This window comes from Actinopolyspora mortivallis (genome assembly GCF_003001495.1).
In the GTDB taxonomy this organism is placed as follows: domain Bacteria; phylum Actinomycetota; class Actinomycetes; order Mycobacteriales; family Pseudonocardiaceae; genus Actinopolyspora; species Actinopolyspora mortivallis_A.
In genome coordinates this window covers 1-15631 of sequence record NZ_PVSR01000012.1, presented here as the reverse complement: position 1 = coordinate 15631, position 15631 = coordinate 1, and the positions used below count along the sequence as shown (strand labels likewise).

The window sequence follows — 15631 nt, the reverse complement described above, 5'->3', positions numbered from 1 at the left end:
GGTCGGATGATCACGCGAGCAGCAGGCCGATTCCCAGTGTGACGACCCCCAGCGCCAGGACCAGCGCACCGATCCAGACCACGGCGATCATGCTGTTGGGTCGTGTCACGTCACGCCCCGCCGAGGACAGGTAGAAGCCCAGGGGCATCAGCACCGCCGCCACCGGAACGCCCAGTCTTCCCACCCAGCCGAACACACCGCTGAGAGCGGCCGCGTCCGCCAACACCAGGCACACCAGGCTCAGGGTCACGAGAACACCGGCGTGTCCGTGCATGGCACGGGAGAAAGCCTGCTGGAAATCCGTCATCGGAACGTCTCCGCGTACGATGCGGGAGACGAACCATCCGCCGAACTCGATCGTGACGATCGTCAGCAGAACGACTCCGGCGACGTACTGGGACTCGGGGCTCAACGTCAGGGTGGACAACTCTGCTGTACTCCTCATCGGTGGTGGGAGGGGCTGACTGCGAACGCGTCCTCATCGTGCCCGGACGCGTGACCTCGCGGGGAATCGGAACATCGGTACGGCGGTGTGGGGGTCCGGGGTGCCACGTTTTCGGTCATTCGTGGTTCCGGACCTGTTGGGCGGACTCCTGACGTGTTTCGTGAGGAGATTCCGATGACGCGACGGTGGTCGCTCCGGATCACTCCTGAACCTCGGTTTTCGTGAAACGTCCCATGCCGAACTCGGGCATGTTCCGGTAGATGATGTGCACCTCATCCGGATGAGTGATATAGGCTTCGTGGAAAACTCCGACGCTGCCGTCGACCCCCACACGGCGGTTGAACCTCCGCCAGGCGGGCACGTTCTCGTGGTCGGCGTTGCGGGCATGGGCCATCAGATGGTCCATGTCCTTCCAGTACTCGACCAACAGGGTGGTTCGTCCGAACCAGACGTGATAGCCCAGCATGCCCAGTTCGGGCTGTTTCCTCAGCTCGACCAACATCGGTGGCATCGCCAGGAAACTGGGCAGCCAGCGATGAATTTTCCACCATTTGTTGATCCGCATTCCGATCAGGAAGACAACGGTACCGTCCGGGACATCAGCGGTACGTCGGCCACCGGTCGGGCGTTTACGCCCCCTCGACATCACCTCCGCGTTCGACGTGCGTAATCGACTCGTGGAACGGCAGGAAGCGGTTCCCACGACAACCTCAGAATCGGAACTTCCTGCCCGGACCGGTGACGGTTTCTGGTCTGCCAGGTGCTGAATGCCTCCACACCGGCGACCCCACCGAAACTCCCACCGTTGCCCGACTGTCCGAAACCACCGAACGGCAGTTTTGGTTCACTGTTCACCGTTTGGTCACCCAGATGGATCATTCCGGCACGCAACTCCCGCGCCACGGCGTTGCCCCGTTCCTCGGAACCGCTCCGCACGGCGGCGGAGAGACCGTACTCGGAGGCGTTCGCCAGCCGCACCGCCTCGGCGTCGTCGTCGAAGACCGTCACGGCGGCCACGGGACCGAAGATCTCCTCGTCGAACGCCGGAGTTCCCGGCCTCACCCCGGTCAGCACCGTCGGTGGGTGGAACGGGAACTCGGGCTCGCGCGAGGTCAGCTTCCGCGCTCCGGCCCCGACCTTGGCGGCCACGACGGAGGAGATCCGTTCGTGCTGTGGGCGGTTGATGATCGGGCCGATCTGCGTCCCCCATGACGGGGGTCGCCCACCACGAGGGCCTCGGCCCGCTCGACCAGGGCGGCCACGTACTCCTCGGCGATCGAGCGGTGCACCAGGTGACGTCCGACTCCGATGCACAACTGCCCCGCGTGGACGAAACCGCCCCAGGCGCTCGCCTCGGCGGCGGTGGTCGCGGGATCACCGTGGTGCACCGTCCCGCCGACCTCTTCGAGGCGTTCCACACCACCCGGGCCAACGCCCAGGCCCTGTTCAAGGACTCCGCGTTGTACATGGAGAAGTACCTCGAAGCGGCGCGCCACATCGAGGTGCAGGTCCTGTGCGACAGCCACGGCCGGGGGTGCACCTGGGAGAGCGGGACTGCTCCGTCCAGCGCCGCAACCAGAAACTGTTGGAGGAGGCTCCCTCCCCCGCCGTGGACGAGAACCTGCGTCAGGAGCTCGGTGCCGCCGCCGTGCGGGGAGCCCTGGATGCGGGCTACCAGGGTGTCGGCACGATGGAGTTCCTGCTCGACGGGCAGAACCGCTTCTGGTTCATGGAGGTCGACACGCGTATCCAGGTGGAACACCCCGTCACCGAGGCCGTCACCGGTATCGACCTGGTGGCCGAGCAGATCCACAGCGCCGCGGGTGTCCCGCTGTCCCTGCGGCAGGAGGACGTCCGACCGTTCGGTCACGCCGTCGAGTGCCGCATCAACGCCGAGGACCCCGCTCGGGGTTCGTGCTCACCCCGGGCACCCTGCACCACCTACCACGCCCCGGGCGGACCGTGGGTGCGGGTGGACACGCACTGTCACACGGGGGCCGTCGTCACGCCGCATTACGACTCCCTGGTGGCGAAACTGGTGTGCTGGGGCCCGGGCCGTGCCAGCGCCCTGGACCGCACGAGCCAGGCCCTGCGGGAGTTCGAACTGGACGGAAACGGTATGCGCAGCACCATCGGGCTACAGCGGGCGATCGTCGAGGACTCCGTCGTCCGTGACGGCGGGGCCACGACGGGGTTCCTGAGTGCCCGTATGCCGGAGTTCGCCGGATAGTGGTGTCGACGGGGTGACCTGCGGTTTCGCGGGAAGGTGGCAGGGGGGTGGACAGCGGTGATCGGCGCGCGGTAGAGTTCCACTCGGTCGTTGTATTTCTGGGTTCGTGTTCGTACACGCTCGCAGGATGTCGATGCGGGCGAGCTTCTGTCTTTGGTTGTAGCTGGAGTAGTAGCCGTCTGAGATCCCCGGCCCGGGTGTCCGCACGGTGTGGTCATCCGTCATACGTACCCCAGCTCCCGAAGGAGAAGGACATGACACAGGGAACAGTGAAGTGGTTCAACGCGGAAAAGGGCTTCGGCTTCATCGCTCCTAACGAGGGCGGCCCGGACGTGTTCGTGCACTACTCGGCCATCGATGCCCCGGGCTTCCGCAGCCTGGACGAGGACCAGCAGGTCACCTTCGAGTCCAGTCAGGGCTCCAAGGGACCGCAGGCCGACGTCGTCCGCGCGGTCTGAGGCCTTCCGGTTTCGTCGACGGCTCCCCATCCCGCTCGGGGTGGGGAGTCGTTGTCGTGTCCGGCCCTCTTGCCGCCTCCCGCACGTGGGTCGTTCTCCGCGGCGGTCCCCCGACGGGGCGGAAGCGGCGACACGGCCTCGGATGATCTTGGAACCGGGCGGGGGCTCGGTTTCGGTGTGGAGGTCCGTCCCGGTTCGCCGGTCACCGGCAGAATCCCGGTGTGGCCGTGACGTTCCGTCAGGAAGGATCAGGTGAGGTGGCAACCGACCCGGCAACCGCCCACGCGCACCCCCCGGTGCTGCCCGAGAACCACGCCTCGCTCATCGTGCAGGGCAGGGACAGCACCGGCATCGTCGCCGCTGTCAGCGCGGTGCTGAGCGGACACGGGGCGAACATCGTCTCGTTGGACCAGTACTCCGACGACCCCCACCAGGGTGGGGCGTTCTACCAGCGCACCGTGTTCAGTCTCGACAACCTCCGGGCCGTGTTGCCCGCGCTGGAACGGGACCTCGCCGACGAGCTCTCGGCAGGGTTCGACCTCGATTTCACCCTCCGCGACATGTCGGTTCCCAAACGGGTCGCCGTGTTCGCCTCCAAGGAGGACCACTGCCTGCTCGACCTGCTGTGGCGGCACCGGAGGGGACAGCTTCCCGTGACCATCACGATGGTCGTCTCCAACCACACCGACACCGCCGAGGAGGTGCGGGCCTTCGGCGTGCCCTTCGTCCACGTGCCCACGATGGAGCTGGGCAAGTCGGCGGCCGAGGCCGAGCACCTGCGGCTGTTGCGCGGCAACGTCGACTTCGTCGTGCTCGCCCGGTACATGCAGATCCTGTCCGGTGACTTCATCGCCCGGCTCGGGGTGCCCATCATCAACATCCACCACTCCTTCCTGCCCGCCTTCATCGGCTCCGGCCCCTACGCCAAGGCCAAGGAGCGCGGCGTCAAGCTCGTCGGCGCCACCGCCCACTACGTGACCGAGGACCTCGACGAGGGGCCGATCATCGAGCAGGACGTCGTCCGGGTGACCCATGCCGACACCCTCGCCGACATCCGACGTCGTGGTGCCGACGTCGAGCGCACCGTGCTGGCCCGCGCCGTGCGTTGGCACAGCGAGGACCGCGTCATCCGCAGCGACAACAGCACCATCGTCTTCGCCTGAGCGGGGCGGCGCGGTCCTGCCGGGAGGCGGGGACGGGACACAATGTGGGTATGTGCGAGGTGGATCACACCCTGGAGGGACTCGTCGGGTTCGCCCGGGCGCTGCGCCACTCCGGGATGCGGTGTGACCCGGCCCGGGTGCGTTCCTTCCTGGACGCCACCGCCCACGTCGACTTCGCCGAGCGGGACCAGCTCTACTGGGCGGGCAGGCTGACGCTGTGCTCCGACCCGGACGACCTGCCCCGTTTCGACGCCGCGTTCCGCGCCTGGTTCGGCGGCGGGGTGGTCGGCACGGAACTCCGGCCGCGGCGGCGCGACAGTGTCCGCTCCCGTGCCCTGCCCCTGGGCGGGAACGATCCGGAGTCGACCCGTTCGGAGGAGGCCGAACGTCTCGCGGCGGCCGGAGACGTCGAGGTGCTGCGGCACCGCGACATGGCCGAGCTCGGCGAGGCCGAGCGTGCCCAGCTGCGGCGGATGATCTCCTGGCTGGATCCGCGCCCGCCACGCCGCGCCGCGCTGCGCAGGCATCGGGCCCGCGCGGGCCGTCTCGATCCCGGCGACACCATGCGCTCCATGCTCCGCACCGGCGGCGAACCGGTGCGGCTGGTGTACCGGGCGCGTCGGGACCGGCCCCGCAGGGTGGTGCTGCTGGTCGACGTCTCGGGTTCCATGAGTCCCTACGCGGACGCGCTGCTGCGTTTCGCGCACGTCGTGGTGCGGGCGGCTCCGATGACCACCGAGGTGTTCACCCTGGGCACCAGGCTGACGCGGGTGACCAGGCAGCTGCGTCAGCGCGATCCGGAGTTCGCCCTGGCCGCCGCGGGACGGGCGGTGCCGGACTTCTCCGGCGGCACCCGGCTGGGTGGCACGGTACGGGCGTTCCTGGACCGGTGGGGCCAGCGCGGTGCGGCGCGGCAGGCGGTGGTGGTGCTGTTCTCGGACGGGTGGGAACGCGGCGGGACCGAGGAGCTCGCCGAGCAGATGCGCAGGATGCGGAGGTTGGCCCGCGCCGTGCTGTGGGCCAACCCGCACGCGGGGCGCGAGGGCTACGAGCCGGTGCAGTCCGGGGTGGCGGCGGCACTGCCCCATGTGGACGCGCTGGTGGCCGGGCACAGCCTCGCGGCGCTGCGGCGGTTGTGGCGGCGGGTGCGGGAGTGCTCCGAGTCCGGCTCCGCCGGGTGACCGCACCGGAGCTCGTTTCAGACGCTGCGCAGCACCGAGACGACGGTGCCGAGGATCACGGCCCCGTCCCCGTCGAGGACCTCGTGGGCGGGGTTGCGCGGTTCGAGCAGCACGTGACCGTTGCGGCGACGGTACACCTTGACCGTGGCCTCCTCGTCGATCATCGCGGCCACGATCTGGCCGGAGTGGGCCTCGGGCTGCTGACGCACCACCACCACGTCGCCGTGGTGGATTCCGGCCTCGATCATCGAGTCACCGCGCACCCGCAGCGCGAACACGGTGCCGCGCGCGGCGAACTCCCGGGGTAGGGTCAGCACGTCCTCGACGTGCTCCTCGGCCGTGATGGGGGCGCCGGCGGCGATGTCGCCGAGCACGGGGACGCTCACCCGGTCCTCGGACGGCTGGGTGGTCGTGGACTCCCGCAGGAACATGCGCACGTCGATCGGGCGGGAGACCGTGGTGCCGCGGCGCAGGAACCCCTTCCGCTCCAGGTCCGCCAGGTGGCGTGAGACCGAGGACGAGGAGCGCAGTCCCACGGCGTCGCCGATCTCGCGGGTGCTGGGCGAGTAGCCGTGTTCGAGCACCCGGTCCCGGATGGCGGCCAGGATGCGCCGCTGGCGCGGGGGCAGGATCGAGGTGTCCGGGTGGTTGAGATCGTCGTAGGTGCTCACCCGGGGAATGGTAGAGGCGGGTCTCGGGTTGTCGATCACCGGTGTGTTCGGCGAGGGAGGCGGCCCGAGTCGCGGGCGGGGTGTGCTGGCGCGTTCGTCTCCGATGTGGCTGAGGCCGACCGACGGGGCCGACCCCGGTTGCGTCCCGGGCGGGGCGGCTGAGTAGCGCGCGGGGCGTGTCGAGCCCGGAAAGTTTCAGGGTGGGGGCTTTCGGTCACGCCGTCACCCCCTGAACCGCTAGCTTCTTCGTTCGAGTCCCGGCCGCTCTCCTCGGTCGGGACCGCTGCGCGCACCGGTGGGGCGCTGACCGCGGTGACGAGACGTCGTCCTCTCGTTGTTCTCCTCACCTCGGAGTTCATGCTTTCCGGTCTGTTGCCGGACATTGCCACGAGTCTGGACGTCTCGGTCGGCACGGCCGGGCTTCTGACCTCGGCCTTCGCGGTCGGGATGATACTCGGTGCCCCGCTGATGGCCGGGCTCGCCCGCCACTGGCCCGCCCGGAACAGCCTGCTCGGGTTCGTGCTGGTGTTCGCGGCGGTCCACGTGGTGGGTGCTCTCACGTCGAGCTTTCCCGTTCTGCTGGTCGGCCGTGTGGTCGCCGCTGTGGCGAACGCGGGGTTCCTGGCCGTGGCCCTGGCGACCGCGTCCGCCCTCGTGGCGCCTGACCGGAGGGGACGCGCCCTGGCGGTGCTGCTGTCGGGGACGACGGTGGCCCCGTGGTCGCGGCCTCCACCCTCGGGGCCGGTCTCGGAGAGCTCGGACCCGTCTGGGCCAGCGGTCTTCTGGTCGCGATCGCGTCGTGCATCGCCCTCCCGCTGCCGCGGGTCCTCACCTCCGGCGCCGCCGGGCGGGAGACATCCGACGAGCCGTGCCCACGTCGCTCGTGAACAGCGCAGCTCGGTGGCACCCCCTCGGGGCCACGTCCCGGGCCTTCGGCCCGCCCCCGGCCTCTCACCTGATCGTGTCGAGCGAACCGTGTGTCGCTGGCCGGGAACGCTGCGTGTCGTTCGGGATCATGGAGCCGAGCCACGGACTCGTTGCCGCCGGGACGGCGACGGCCGCGAGGCCGTGGCACCAGCCGCTGTTGAGGGGTTCCTTCGGGACGGTTCGGTTCGCCGGGACGCGCCGTCGGCCCGGATCGGGTGCTGTGGTGGGTGTGCGTGGGCTGCCGCGCGGCGGCGGAACGGTCCGCCGCCGCGTCCCGGGACGGTGCGGCACCAGCCCGCCGGGCACGCCACCGATCCGGCCCGTCGAAGGGATCCGAGACGTTGTCCCGACACATGTCCGCACCACGCGGGCAGGCTCCGTGAGGGAGGCCCGATGCCGCGCATCACCGTCGACGTCGACGGAACCACCTACACCGACGACGTGAGTCCCAGAACCCTGCTCGTGCAGTACCTGCGGGAACAACTGGGCAAGGTCGGCACCGTCGTGGGCTGCGACACCAGCAACTGCGGAGCCTGCACGGTGCATCTGGACGGACAGAGCGTGAAGTCCTGCTCGGTGCTGGCGGTCCAGGCGGACGGCCACGAGGTGACCACCATCGAGGCCCTGGCCCGCGACGGGCGGCTGCACCCGGTGCAGCGGGCCTTCCACGACAACCACGCCCTGCAGTGCGGGTTCTGCACCCCGGGAATGATCATGCAGGCGCTGGATCTGCTCGCGGAGGATCCCGAACCGGACGACGAGCGCATCCGGGAGGGGCTGGAGGGCAACCTCTGCCGCTGCACCGGCTACCAGAACATCGTGCGCGCCGTGCGGGAGGCCTCCCGCCAGATGCGGCCCGGTGCCGGGCCGGCCATGGAGCACTCCGGACGGACCCCCGCCCCGCGCGCTTCCACCGAACAGGCCGACACGCGTGTGACCGGAGGGCAGTCATGACCGCCACCCCAGTGAGTCCGTCCGAACCGGAGATCGGACGCGCGCGCAGGCGCAAGGAGGACGCCAGGCTCGTCACCGGTCGTACACGGTGGACGGACAACATGAGCCTGCCGGGCATGGTGCATCTGGCCGTGCTGCGCAGCCCGGTGGCCCACGCCCGGATCAGCGCCGTCGACACCACCGAGGCCCGTCGGATGCCCGGGGTGCACGAGGTGGTGACCGGGGCCGACCTCGCCGAGCGGCAGGGCAGCATGCCGTGTGCCTGGCCGGTCACCCCGGACATGAAGACGCCGTACGCTCCCGCCCTGGCGGTGGAGGAGGTCCACTTCGCCGGTGAGGCGGTGGCCATGGTGGCCGCGCGCAGCGCCGCCGAGGCCCGCGACGCCCTGGACGCGATCGACGTGGACTACGAGGACCGGGAGGTGGTGCTCGACATCGAGGCCGCCGCGCGGGACGACTCGCCCCTCGTGCACGAGGAGCTGGGCACCAACCGCAGCGCCACGTGGACCTTCGACTCGGCCGAGGCCGGCACGGGAGGGGACGTGGAGCAGGCCCTGCGGGACGCCGAGATCCGGCTGGACCGGACCTTCCGGCAGCAGCGGCTGATCCCCGCCTTCATGGAACCGCGTTCGGTGCTGGTCGACCCGACCGGTGAGCAGTACACCGTCTGGTCGTCCACCCAGGTGCCGCACATCCTGCGCACCATGATGGCCATGACCCTCGGTGTCGGCGAGCACAAGATCCGGGTGATCGCCCCCGACGTGGGCGGGGGTTTCGGCGGCAAGCTCCAGGTCACTCCCGAGGAGATGCTCACCTTCCTCATGGCCGAGCGGCTCGGCCGTCCGGTGAAGTGGACCGAGAGCCGCTCGGAGACCATGGTCTCGGGCCACCACGGCAGGGACCAGGTGCAGCGGCTCTCGCTGGCTGCCCGCGCCGACGGGACGGTCACCGGTCTCAAGGTCGACCTGCTCGCCGACATGGGGGCCTACCTGCGACTGATCGCGCCGGGGATCCCCGTCCTCGGGGCGCTGATGTTCAACGCGATCTACAAGTTCGACTCCTACCGCTTCACCTGCACGAACGTGTTCACCACCAAGACACCCACCGACGCCTACCGGGGCGCGGGCAGGCCGGAGGCGACCTTCGCGATCGAACGGATGATGGACGAGCTGGCCGCCGAGCTCGACATGGACCCGCTGGAGGTCCGCCGCAGGAACTGGATCAACCACGACGAGTTCCCCTTCGACACCGTGGCCGGGCTGACCTACGACTCCGGCAACTACGAGGCGGCCACCGACCGGGCGGTGGAGATGTTCGGCTACCAGCAGCTGCGGGACGAACAGCTGCGGCGTCGGCAACGCGGCGACACCGTCCAGCTGGGTATCGGGGTCTCCACGTTCACCGAGATGTGCGGGCTGGCGCCCTCCCGGGTGTTCGGTTCGCTGTCCTACGGGGCCGGTGGGTGGGAGCACTCCCAGGTGCGGGTGCTGCCGACCGGCAAGGTCGAGGTGGTCACCGGTACCTCCCCGCACGGGCAGGGCCACGTGACCGCCTGGAGCCAGCTCGTGGCCGACCGCCTGGGCGTCCCCTTCGAGGACGTCGAGGTGCTGCACGGCGACACCCAGTCCTCACCCCGGGGACTGGACACCTACGGTTCCCGGTCGTTGGCGGTCGGCGGGGTCGCGGCGGTGCGGGCCGCCGACAGGGTGATCGACAAGGCGCGCTCGATCGCCGCGCACCTGCTGGAGTGCTCGGAGCAGGACCTGGACTTCTCCGCCGGGCGTTTCTCCGTGCGCGGCACGGACCGGGGCATGGAGCTCACCGAGGTCGCCCTGGCGGCCTTCACCGCCCACGACCTGCCCGAGGGGGTGGAGCCCAACCTCGACGCCGAGGTCAGCCACGACCCGGAGAACTTCTCCTTCCCCCACGGCACACACCTGTGCGCCGCCGAGGTCGACACCGAGACGGGCCGGGTGCGCATCCGCTCGTACGTGTGCGTGGACGACGTCGGCACCGTGGTCAACCCGCTGGTGGTGGAGGGCCAGGTGCACGGGGGACTGGCCCAGGGCATCGCCCAGGCACTGTACGAGGAGGCCGTCCACGACGAGGACGGGACGCTGACCACGGCGACGCTGGCGGACTACCTGGTTCCCTCCGCCGTGGACCTGCCCGAGTTCCACACCGACCGCACCGAGACCGAGGCGACGTCCAACCCGATCGGGGTGAAGGGCGTCGGCGAGGCGGGCACCATCGCCTCGACCCCGGCCGTGGTGAACGCCGTGGTCGACGCCCTCAGGCCCTACGGCGTCACCGACGTGCGCATGCCGTGCTCGCCGCAGCGGGTGTGGCGGGCGTTGTCCGGGGCCCGCGCGAGCTCGGCCACGGCGGCCGAGTCCGGCGGCGGGCTCGGTTCCGTCGACCCCGACCAGGCGTTCCCCACCGGAGGTGACAGGTGATTCCCGCCGAGTTCGACTACGTCGCTCCGTCCACCGTGGAGGAGGCCGTGCATGCCCTCCGGGACGCGGGGGAGGACGCCAAGGTCCTGGCCGGTGGGCAGAGTCTGCTGCCGGTGCTGCGCATGAGGCTGGCCGCCCCGTCGACGCTCGTGGACCTCGGGAAGGTCCCCGAGCTGCGCGGGGTGCGCGAGGAGGACGGGAATCTGGTGATCGGGGCCATGACCACCCACCACGAGGTCGTGCGGGACGGGCTGGTCAACGAACACGCCTCCCTGCTGGCGCTGGCGACGCGGACGGTGGCCGACCCGCAGGTGCGCCACCGGGGAACCCTCGGCGGTTCCCTCGCGCACGCCGACCCGGCCGGTGATCTGCTGGCTCCGGTACTGGCCATGGACGGGGAGATGGTGCTGGCCGGCCCGCAGGGCCGCAGGAGCGTTCCCGCCGACGAGTTCTTCGTGGACCACTTCACCACGGCGGTGGGCGCGGAGGAACTGCTCGTGGAGGTGCGGGTGCCCAAGCACACCGGATGGAGCGCCCACTACGAGAAGTTCAACAGGGTGGCCCAGGCCTGGTCGGTGGTCGGGGTCGCGGCCGCGGTGCTCGTGGAGGGCGGCAGGATCGCCCGCGCCCGGGTGGGGCTGACCAACATGGGCTCCACCCCGGTACGGGCCCACGAGGTGGAGCGGGCGCTGCTCGGTGCGAGCCCCACGGGCGAGGCCGTGCGGCGGGCCGCCGAACGTGCCCACGAGGGAACCAACCCCGGCAGCGACGCCGGCGCCGACGCCGACTACCGGCGGCATCTGGCCGAGGTGCTGACGGGCAGGGCGCTGGCCACGGCGGCGGGTGTGTGACGGCTGCGTGTACCCGACCGGCCCGCACGGCGCCCGCCGCCGGGCTGGCCGGGGCGGGAGCCGGACGCGTTCCCGCCGAGGCGAGGAGGGAATAGAGTGCAACTGGAGCACGAGTTCACCGTGCCCGTACCGGTCGAGACGGCCTGGCAGGCCCTGCTCGACCCGGAGAGGGTCGCGCCGTGCATGCCGGGGGCCACGCTGAAGAGCGTGCAGGACGGCGAGTTCTCCGGCTCGGTCAAGGTCAAGCTCGGCCCGGTGTCGCTGCTGTACAAGGGCAACGGCCGGTTCGCCGAGGTCGACCACGAGACCCACCGCGCCGTGCTGGAGGCCAGCGGCAAGGACTCGCGGGGAAACGGCACCGCCGCCGCCACGGTGCGGGCGACGTTGCGGTCCGAGGGCGAGAGCACCGCCGTGCACGTGGACACGGACCTGAAGGTCACCGGAAAACCCGCCCAACTGGGCCGGGGGCTGATCTCCGACGTGGCCCAGCGGCTGATCGACCAGTTCGCGCAGTGCCTGGCCGAACGGCTCACCGGCTCCGACGCCGCCGAGGCCGCCGGGGACGGGCAGCAACAGGCCGCGGGCACCGTCGGTGGGGCCTCGGTCTCCCCCGACGGCGAGGCCGGGCAGGAGCGTTCCGCGCCCACGCGCGCCGAGTGGGACTCCGGGGCCCCGGATGAGCGCACCCCGTGGAGGGTCACCGGCGCCGAAGGGGAGTCCTCCCGCGAGGGTGCCTCCTCGGAACGGCCGCAGCGCGAGCGGCACGGTGCCGGGTTGTCCGGCTCCGCGCGGCGGGCCGGAGAGGCCGAACAGGACGTGGTGGATCTGCTCGGCACGGCCGGGGTTCCGGTGCTGAAGCGGCTGGTGCCGGTGGCCCTGGCCACGGCGGTGCTGGTCGTGGTCCTGGTGGTGTGGCGGCGGAGGACCCACCGGATGCGGTGACGGGGTTCGGCCGGCCGCAAGCCGCCCCGTGGGATGCCCGCCGGGCACCCCACGGGGACGTTCCGGAGATGCCCGGCTCCGTCACCGGCCGGTGTTCTCACCGTCCAACAGGGAGCGCGCGAACTCCTCGCCCTGGTCGAGCACCCGGGCCGCCTCCTCAGCCCGGTCGTCCTGCCCGGACCGGGACGAGGGGGACCGGGAGGAACCGTCGGGCTCCTCGCCGAGGGCCTGGGAGGCGAACTTCGGCAGCAGCTGCGACAGCAGCAGCGTGGACAGGGCGGACTGGTCGCCACCGCCGCGGACGACGATCGGACGCGGGGCGTTCTCGGCGAGCCGCGATCCGACCTCCAGCCTGCGTCGGGCCAGTTCGTAGTGCAGCACGGCGCGGTTGTCGCGGTAGGCCTGACCGAGCCGTTCCCGGGACTTGGCCTCGTTCTGCGCCTCGGTGAGCGTGGCCCTGCCCCGGGCCTCGATCTCCCACTGGGCCCGCTGGGCCTCGGTCTCCTGTTCCTCCAGTCTCCGGGCCACGTCGCGGCGGGCCTGGTTGCGGGCGGCCTTCACCTCGACCAGCTTGGCGTCGCGGGTCTTCTTGGCGCGTTCGATCTCCATCAGCAGGTTGTCGATGCGCCGCTTGCGGGTCAGCTCCCACTCCCGCTCGTAGGCACTGAGCTCCTTGGAGACCTGCTCGCGGGTGGCCAGGTGCTGCTGGTACTGGTCCGGCAGCTGCACGTCGGGGATGTTCGCCCCGAGGATCCGCACCCCGTACTTGGTGAGCTGGCGGTTCAGGGCCTCCTGCATGTCCTCGACGTCGCTGCCGCGCAGCTCGTGGGCCTGCTCGGTGTGCACGCGCCGGGCGCGCTGCCGTAGGGCGTCCTGCACCGCGCTGGACAGCACCATGTCGAAGTTGCCCGCGCCGATCGTGCGTACGAAGTCGACCGGGTTGTCGATGCGGAACTTCAGGAAGAACTCGATCGACTTCAGCGGCACGTCCTCCGCCGTGGGACAGGCGGCCACCGGGGCGTTGTAGGGGATCTCGGTGGTGGTGTCGACGACGAACTCGACCTTGTCCCACGGCCACCACAGGTAGTGCCTGCCGGGGTCGAGGGTGCCGGTGAACGCGCCGTAGCGGCTGCGGATGCCGGTGGTGCCCTGTTCGATCTCCACGATTGAGCCGCGCCACAGGGCCAGGCCGGTCAGCACCAGCATCAGCAGGGTGCCTCCCCACAGGACGGCGGACAGCGGACCGGTGCCGAGCGCGGCCGTTCCCCCCAGGTACAGGGTGAGGAACAGCAGCGCCACCCAGGTGGGGTTGCGGTTGTCCTTGGGGATCACCACGGGGACGAGCTTGCCCTCGTCACCGCTGCGGATGAGCTGACGGATGTTGGACCACGGCGCGACCGCGTCGGTGATCGTGGAGAAACCGTTCCGTTGACTCGCCATCACTGCTCACCTGCCTGGGAGTCCTCCTCGGACTCGGCCGGGTCGTCGTGGGGTGCGGTGCCGTGCCCGGCACGTCCGGTCGGGGCGTCGGCCTCGGCGGCCGGGGTGTCCTCCTCGTCCTGGTCGGCCTCTGTGGAGGTTCCCTCGTTCGACAGGTGGCCGCCCTCGGCCAGCAGCTGTTCGATCTCGGGTTCGCGCTGTCGGATGCGTTCCCGGATGGCCTCGGTGCGTTGTTGGATGGCGGACACGTCCTCCTCGGACAGCCCGGCCCCGTCGCGGGAGGTGCCGAGCATCCTCCGCGCGGCGGAGAGGTAGTCGATGTTCTCGTCGTCTCCCAGCGAGACGAGCACCGGCAGGTGCTCGGCCAGCCCCTCCAACCTGTCCAGCAGGTCCCGCTCGTAGTGGTACTCCAGGATCTCCGGGTTGTTCGCCGCGCTGACCGCCCGGATGTCCAACGCCTGGGCCTCCAGCAGGGCGGAGTTGGCGTTGGCGGTGCTCTCCGCCTCCACGAAGCGCTGGCGGGCCTGGGCCTTGGCGCGGTTGGTCTCCCGCTCCAGCGCGGTGTCCATCTGCGCCTGGTAACTGGCGATCTCGGCCCTGATGCCGGACAGGCTCTCGTTCATCGAGGCCAGTTCCTTGTTCAGGTCGCCCTCGTCCTGTTCCTTGCGCAGGCTGAGCTCGTACTCGTAGGTGTAGGCCTCCTTGGCCATGCGCACCATCTCCGGGGCGGCCAGGTCGGCCCGGTACTGCTGGCTGGACGGCTCGGCGTGGGTGATGTTGGCGCTGGTCAGCCGCACCGCGGGCAGGAACTGCTCGTTCAGGCTGTCCAGCAGTTCCTGGGTGCTCTCCCCGACGAGGTCGTAGATGTCCTCGGCGCGCTGTTGGTAGATCAGGCTCCGGGTGACCTCGCTGACCGCGTTGGTCAGCTTGTCCGAGAATCCGGACACCGCGCCGAGGGCGAACATGAACTGGGTCGGGTCCTCGATGCGGAACTGGAGGAACAGGTCGACCGAGGCCTTGATGCCGCTGCGGGTGGGTGCTTCGCTGATCGGCGCGTTGAACGGGTACTCCCGCGTGGTGTTCAGCACGTAGCTGACCTGTTTGCGCGGGTCGAGCAGCAGGGTCCGTCCCGGGCCGACCGTCCTGTCCAGTTTGCTGAACTTGGTGATCATCGCCTGGCAGCCCTCCGGCACCATGACGATGCTGCGCCGCAGCCACAGCAGTACCGCCAGCACCACCAGCAGCACCCAGACGTGCGGGCCGACCCAGGCCGCGCCCGTGCCGGTCGTGTGGACCACCAGGGTGCCGAGCAGCACCAGCGCCAGCAGCACCAACAACGGAAAGCCCAGTTTGGTCAGCGCGTTGCGTTTGGGGATCACCACGGGGCAGATGACGTTGACCCGCTCCCCGTCGTCCCCGCGCTCCGGGACGCTGTTGTTGACGAGCGCGGCGACCTCCTCCATCGGTGCGGTGCGCTGCTCGATCCGCGTACCCGCCGAGCTGCCCTGCTCCCGTGCGGAGAGGAAGTCGGTGGGGTCGATCGCGAACTCGTCGGCCTCCTCCCCGGCTGGTTCGCCTCCGGGGGAGGAGGGCTGGTTCTCCCGCGCCACGGACATGGCCTGGCGCCCGGCCGCTGCGATGGACATGTGTCGCTCCCTTGACGACGGCGGGATCGCCTACATCGGACGCGCGGCGGTGGTTCCCGGGTTCCTGCCGGGGCCGCGGTTTCCGCGTGTGGTCGCAGGCTATCGCCGCGGGCGCCGCGTGTGGGGCGGTTCGCGGGTTTCCGCCGGTCCGGCCGTGCTCAGGAAGTGCTCGCCAGTCGGACGCGGTGCAGCCGTTCCAGCCAGCGGTGCTGGGTCTCGGCCACCGGGGTGGCCGAGACCCAGCACCGCTGGCTGGAACGGCTGCAC

13 protein-coding genes and 3 pseudogenes are annotated in these 15631 nt (G+C 70.5%); 10 read left to right on the top strand and 6 right to left on the bottom strand.

Annotation, left to right across the window (positions count from 1 at the left end; all coding sequences use genetic code 11):
- Positions 1–10: 10 nt before the first annotated feature.
- The 3 genes and pseudogenes from CEP50_RS09515 to CEP50_RS09505 form a co-directional block, all read right to left on the bottom strand.
- Positions 11–427, bottom strand: coding sequence for a hypothetical protein (locus CEP50_RS09515; RefSeq protein ID WP_106113583.1), 417 nt, complete (start codon positions 425–427; stop codon positions 11–13).
- A gap of 217 nt (positions 428–644) precedes the next feature.
- On the bottom strand, positions 645–1091 hold the full coding sequence (locus CEP50_RS09510) for a DUF4188 domain-containing protein (protein WP_106113582.1): 447 nt from the start codon (positions 1089–1091) through the stop codon (positions 645–647).
- A pseudogene (locus tag CEP50_RS09505) lies at positions 1091–1833 on the bottom strand (aldehyde dehydrogenase family protein). Before CEP50_RS09505 ends, CEP50_RS09510 begins: the two are co-directional and overlap by 1 nt.
- On the opposite strand from CEP50_RS09505, the pseudogene CEP50_RS20885 reads away from it, so the two are divergent.
- The 5 genes and pseudogenes from CEP50_RS20885 to CEP50_RS09480 form a co-directional block, all read left to right on the top strand.
- Positions 1771–1917 (top strand): annotated as a pseudogene (locus CEP50_RS20885) (ATP-binding protein); the annotation flags it as partial. The pseudogenes CEP50_RS09505 and CEP50_RS20885 overlap by 63 nt on opposite strands.
- Positions 1918–1958: 41 nt before the next feature.
- A complete protein-coding gene (locus tag CEP50_RS09495; RefSeq protein WP_219905406.1) occupies positions 1959–2675 on the top strand; it encodes an ATP-binding protein in 717 nt (238 codons plus the stop codon).
- Between the two features lie 254 nt (positions 2676–2929).
- The gene (locus CEP50_RS09490) at positions 2930–3133 is read left to right on the top strand and encodes a cold-shock protein (RefSeq protein WP_106113580.1); all 204 of its coding nucleotides are present in this window, start codon (positions 2930–2932) and stop codon (positions 3131–3133) included.
- Positions 3134–3390: 257 nt separating this feature from the next.
- Entirely contained in the window at positions 3391–4296 is a 906-nt protein-coding gene (gene purU, locus CEP50_RS09485; protein ID WP_106113579.1) for a formyltetrahydrofolate deformylase, read from the top strand.
- Positions 4297–4346: 50 nt separating this feature from the next.
- Complete coding sequence (locus CEP50_RS09480) at positions 4347–5477, top strand: vWA domain-containing protein (RefSeq protein WP_106113578.1); 1131 nt, start codon at positions 4347–4349, stop codon at positions 5475–5477.
- A gap of 17 nt (positions 5478–5494) precedes the next feature.
- On the opposite strand, the gene lexA is transcribed toward CEP50_RS09480, so the two are convergent.
- Complete coding sequence (gene lexA / locus CEP50_RS09475) at positions 5495–6148, bottom strand: transcriptional repressor LexA (protein WP_106113577.1); 654 nt, start codon at positions 6146–6148, stop codon at positions 5495–5497.
- Between the two features lie 357 nt (positions 6149–6505).
- Between lexA and CEP50_RS09470 the strand changes: the two are divergent.
- The 5 genes and pseudogenes from CEP50_RS09470 to CEP50_RS09450 form a co-directional block, all read left to right on the top strand.
- A pseudogene (locus CEP50_RS09470) lies at positions 6506–7008 on the top strand (MFS transporter); the annotation flags it as partial.
- A gap of 460 nt (positions 7009–7468) precedes the next feature.
- Positions 7469–8029, top strand: a complete 561-nt coding sequence (locus CEP50_RS09465) for a (2Fe-2S)-binding protein (protein ID WP_106113632.1) — start codon at positions 7469–7471, stop codon at positions 8027–8029.
- Complete coding sequence (locus CEP50_RS09460; protein ID WP_106113576.1) at positions 8026–10485, top strand: xanthine dehydrogenase family protein molybdopterin-binding subunit; 2460 nt, start codon at positions 8026–8028, stop codon at positions 10483–10485. Before CEP50_RS09465 ends, CEP50_RS09460 begins: the two co-directional genes overlap by 4 nt.
- Positions 10482–11336, top strand: coding sequence for an FAD binding domain-containing protein (locus CEP50_RS09455; RefSeq protein WP_106113575.1), 855 nt, complete (start codon positions 10482–10484; stop codon positions 11334–11336). The genes CEP50_RS09460 and CEP50_RS09455 overlap by 4 nt, the downstream gene beginning before the upstream one ends.
- Before the next feature lie 96 nt (positions 11337–11432).
- Positions 11433–12278 carry an SRPBCC family protein gene (locus CEP50_RS09450; protein ID WP_106113574.1) on the top strand — a complete coding sequence of 282 codons (846 nt, stop codon included), beginning with the start codon at positions 11433–11435 and terminating at the stop codon, positions 12276–12278.
- Between the two features lie 81 nt (positions 12279–12359).
- Here the strand turns inward: CEP50_RS09450 and CEP50_RS09445 are convergent, their stop codons facing one another.
- Positions 12360–13718: an SPFH domain-containing protein gene (locus CEP50_RS09445; protein WP_106113573.1), complete on the bottom strand. Its 1359-nt coding sequence runs from the start codon at positions 13716–13718 to the stop codon at positions 12360–12362.
- Positions 13718–15364, bottom strand: coding sequence for an SPFH domain-containing protein (locus tag CEP50_RS09440; RefSeq protein ID WP_106113572.1), 1647 nt, complete (start codon positions 15362–15364; stop codon positions 13718–13720). Before CEP50_RS09440 ends, CEP50_RS09445 begins: the two co-directional genes overlap by 1 nt.
- Positions 15365–15631: the final 267 nt, after the last annotated feature.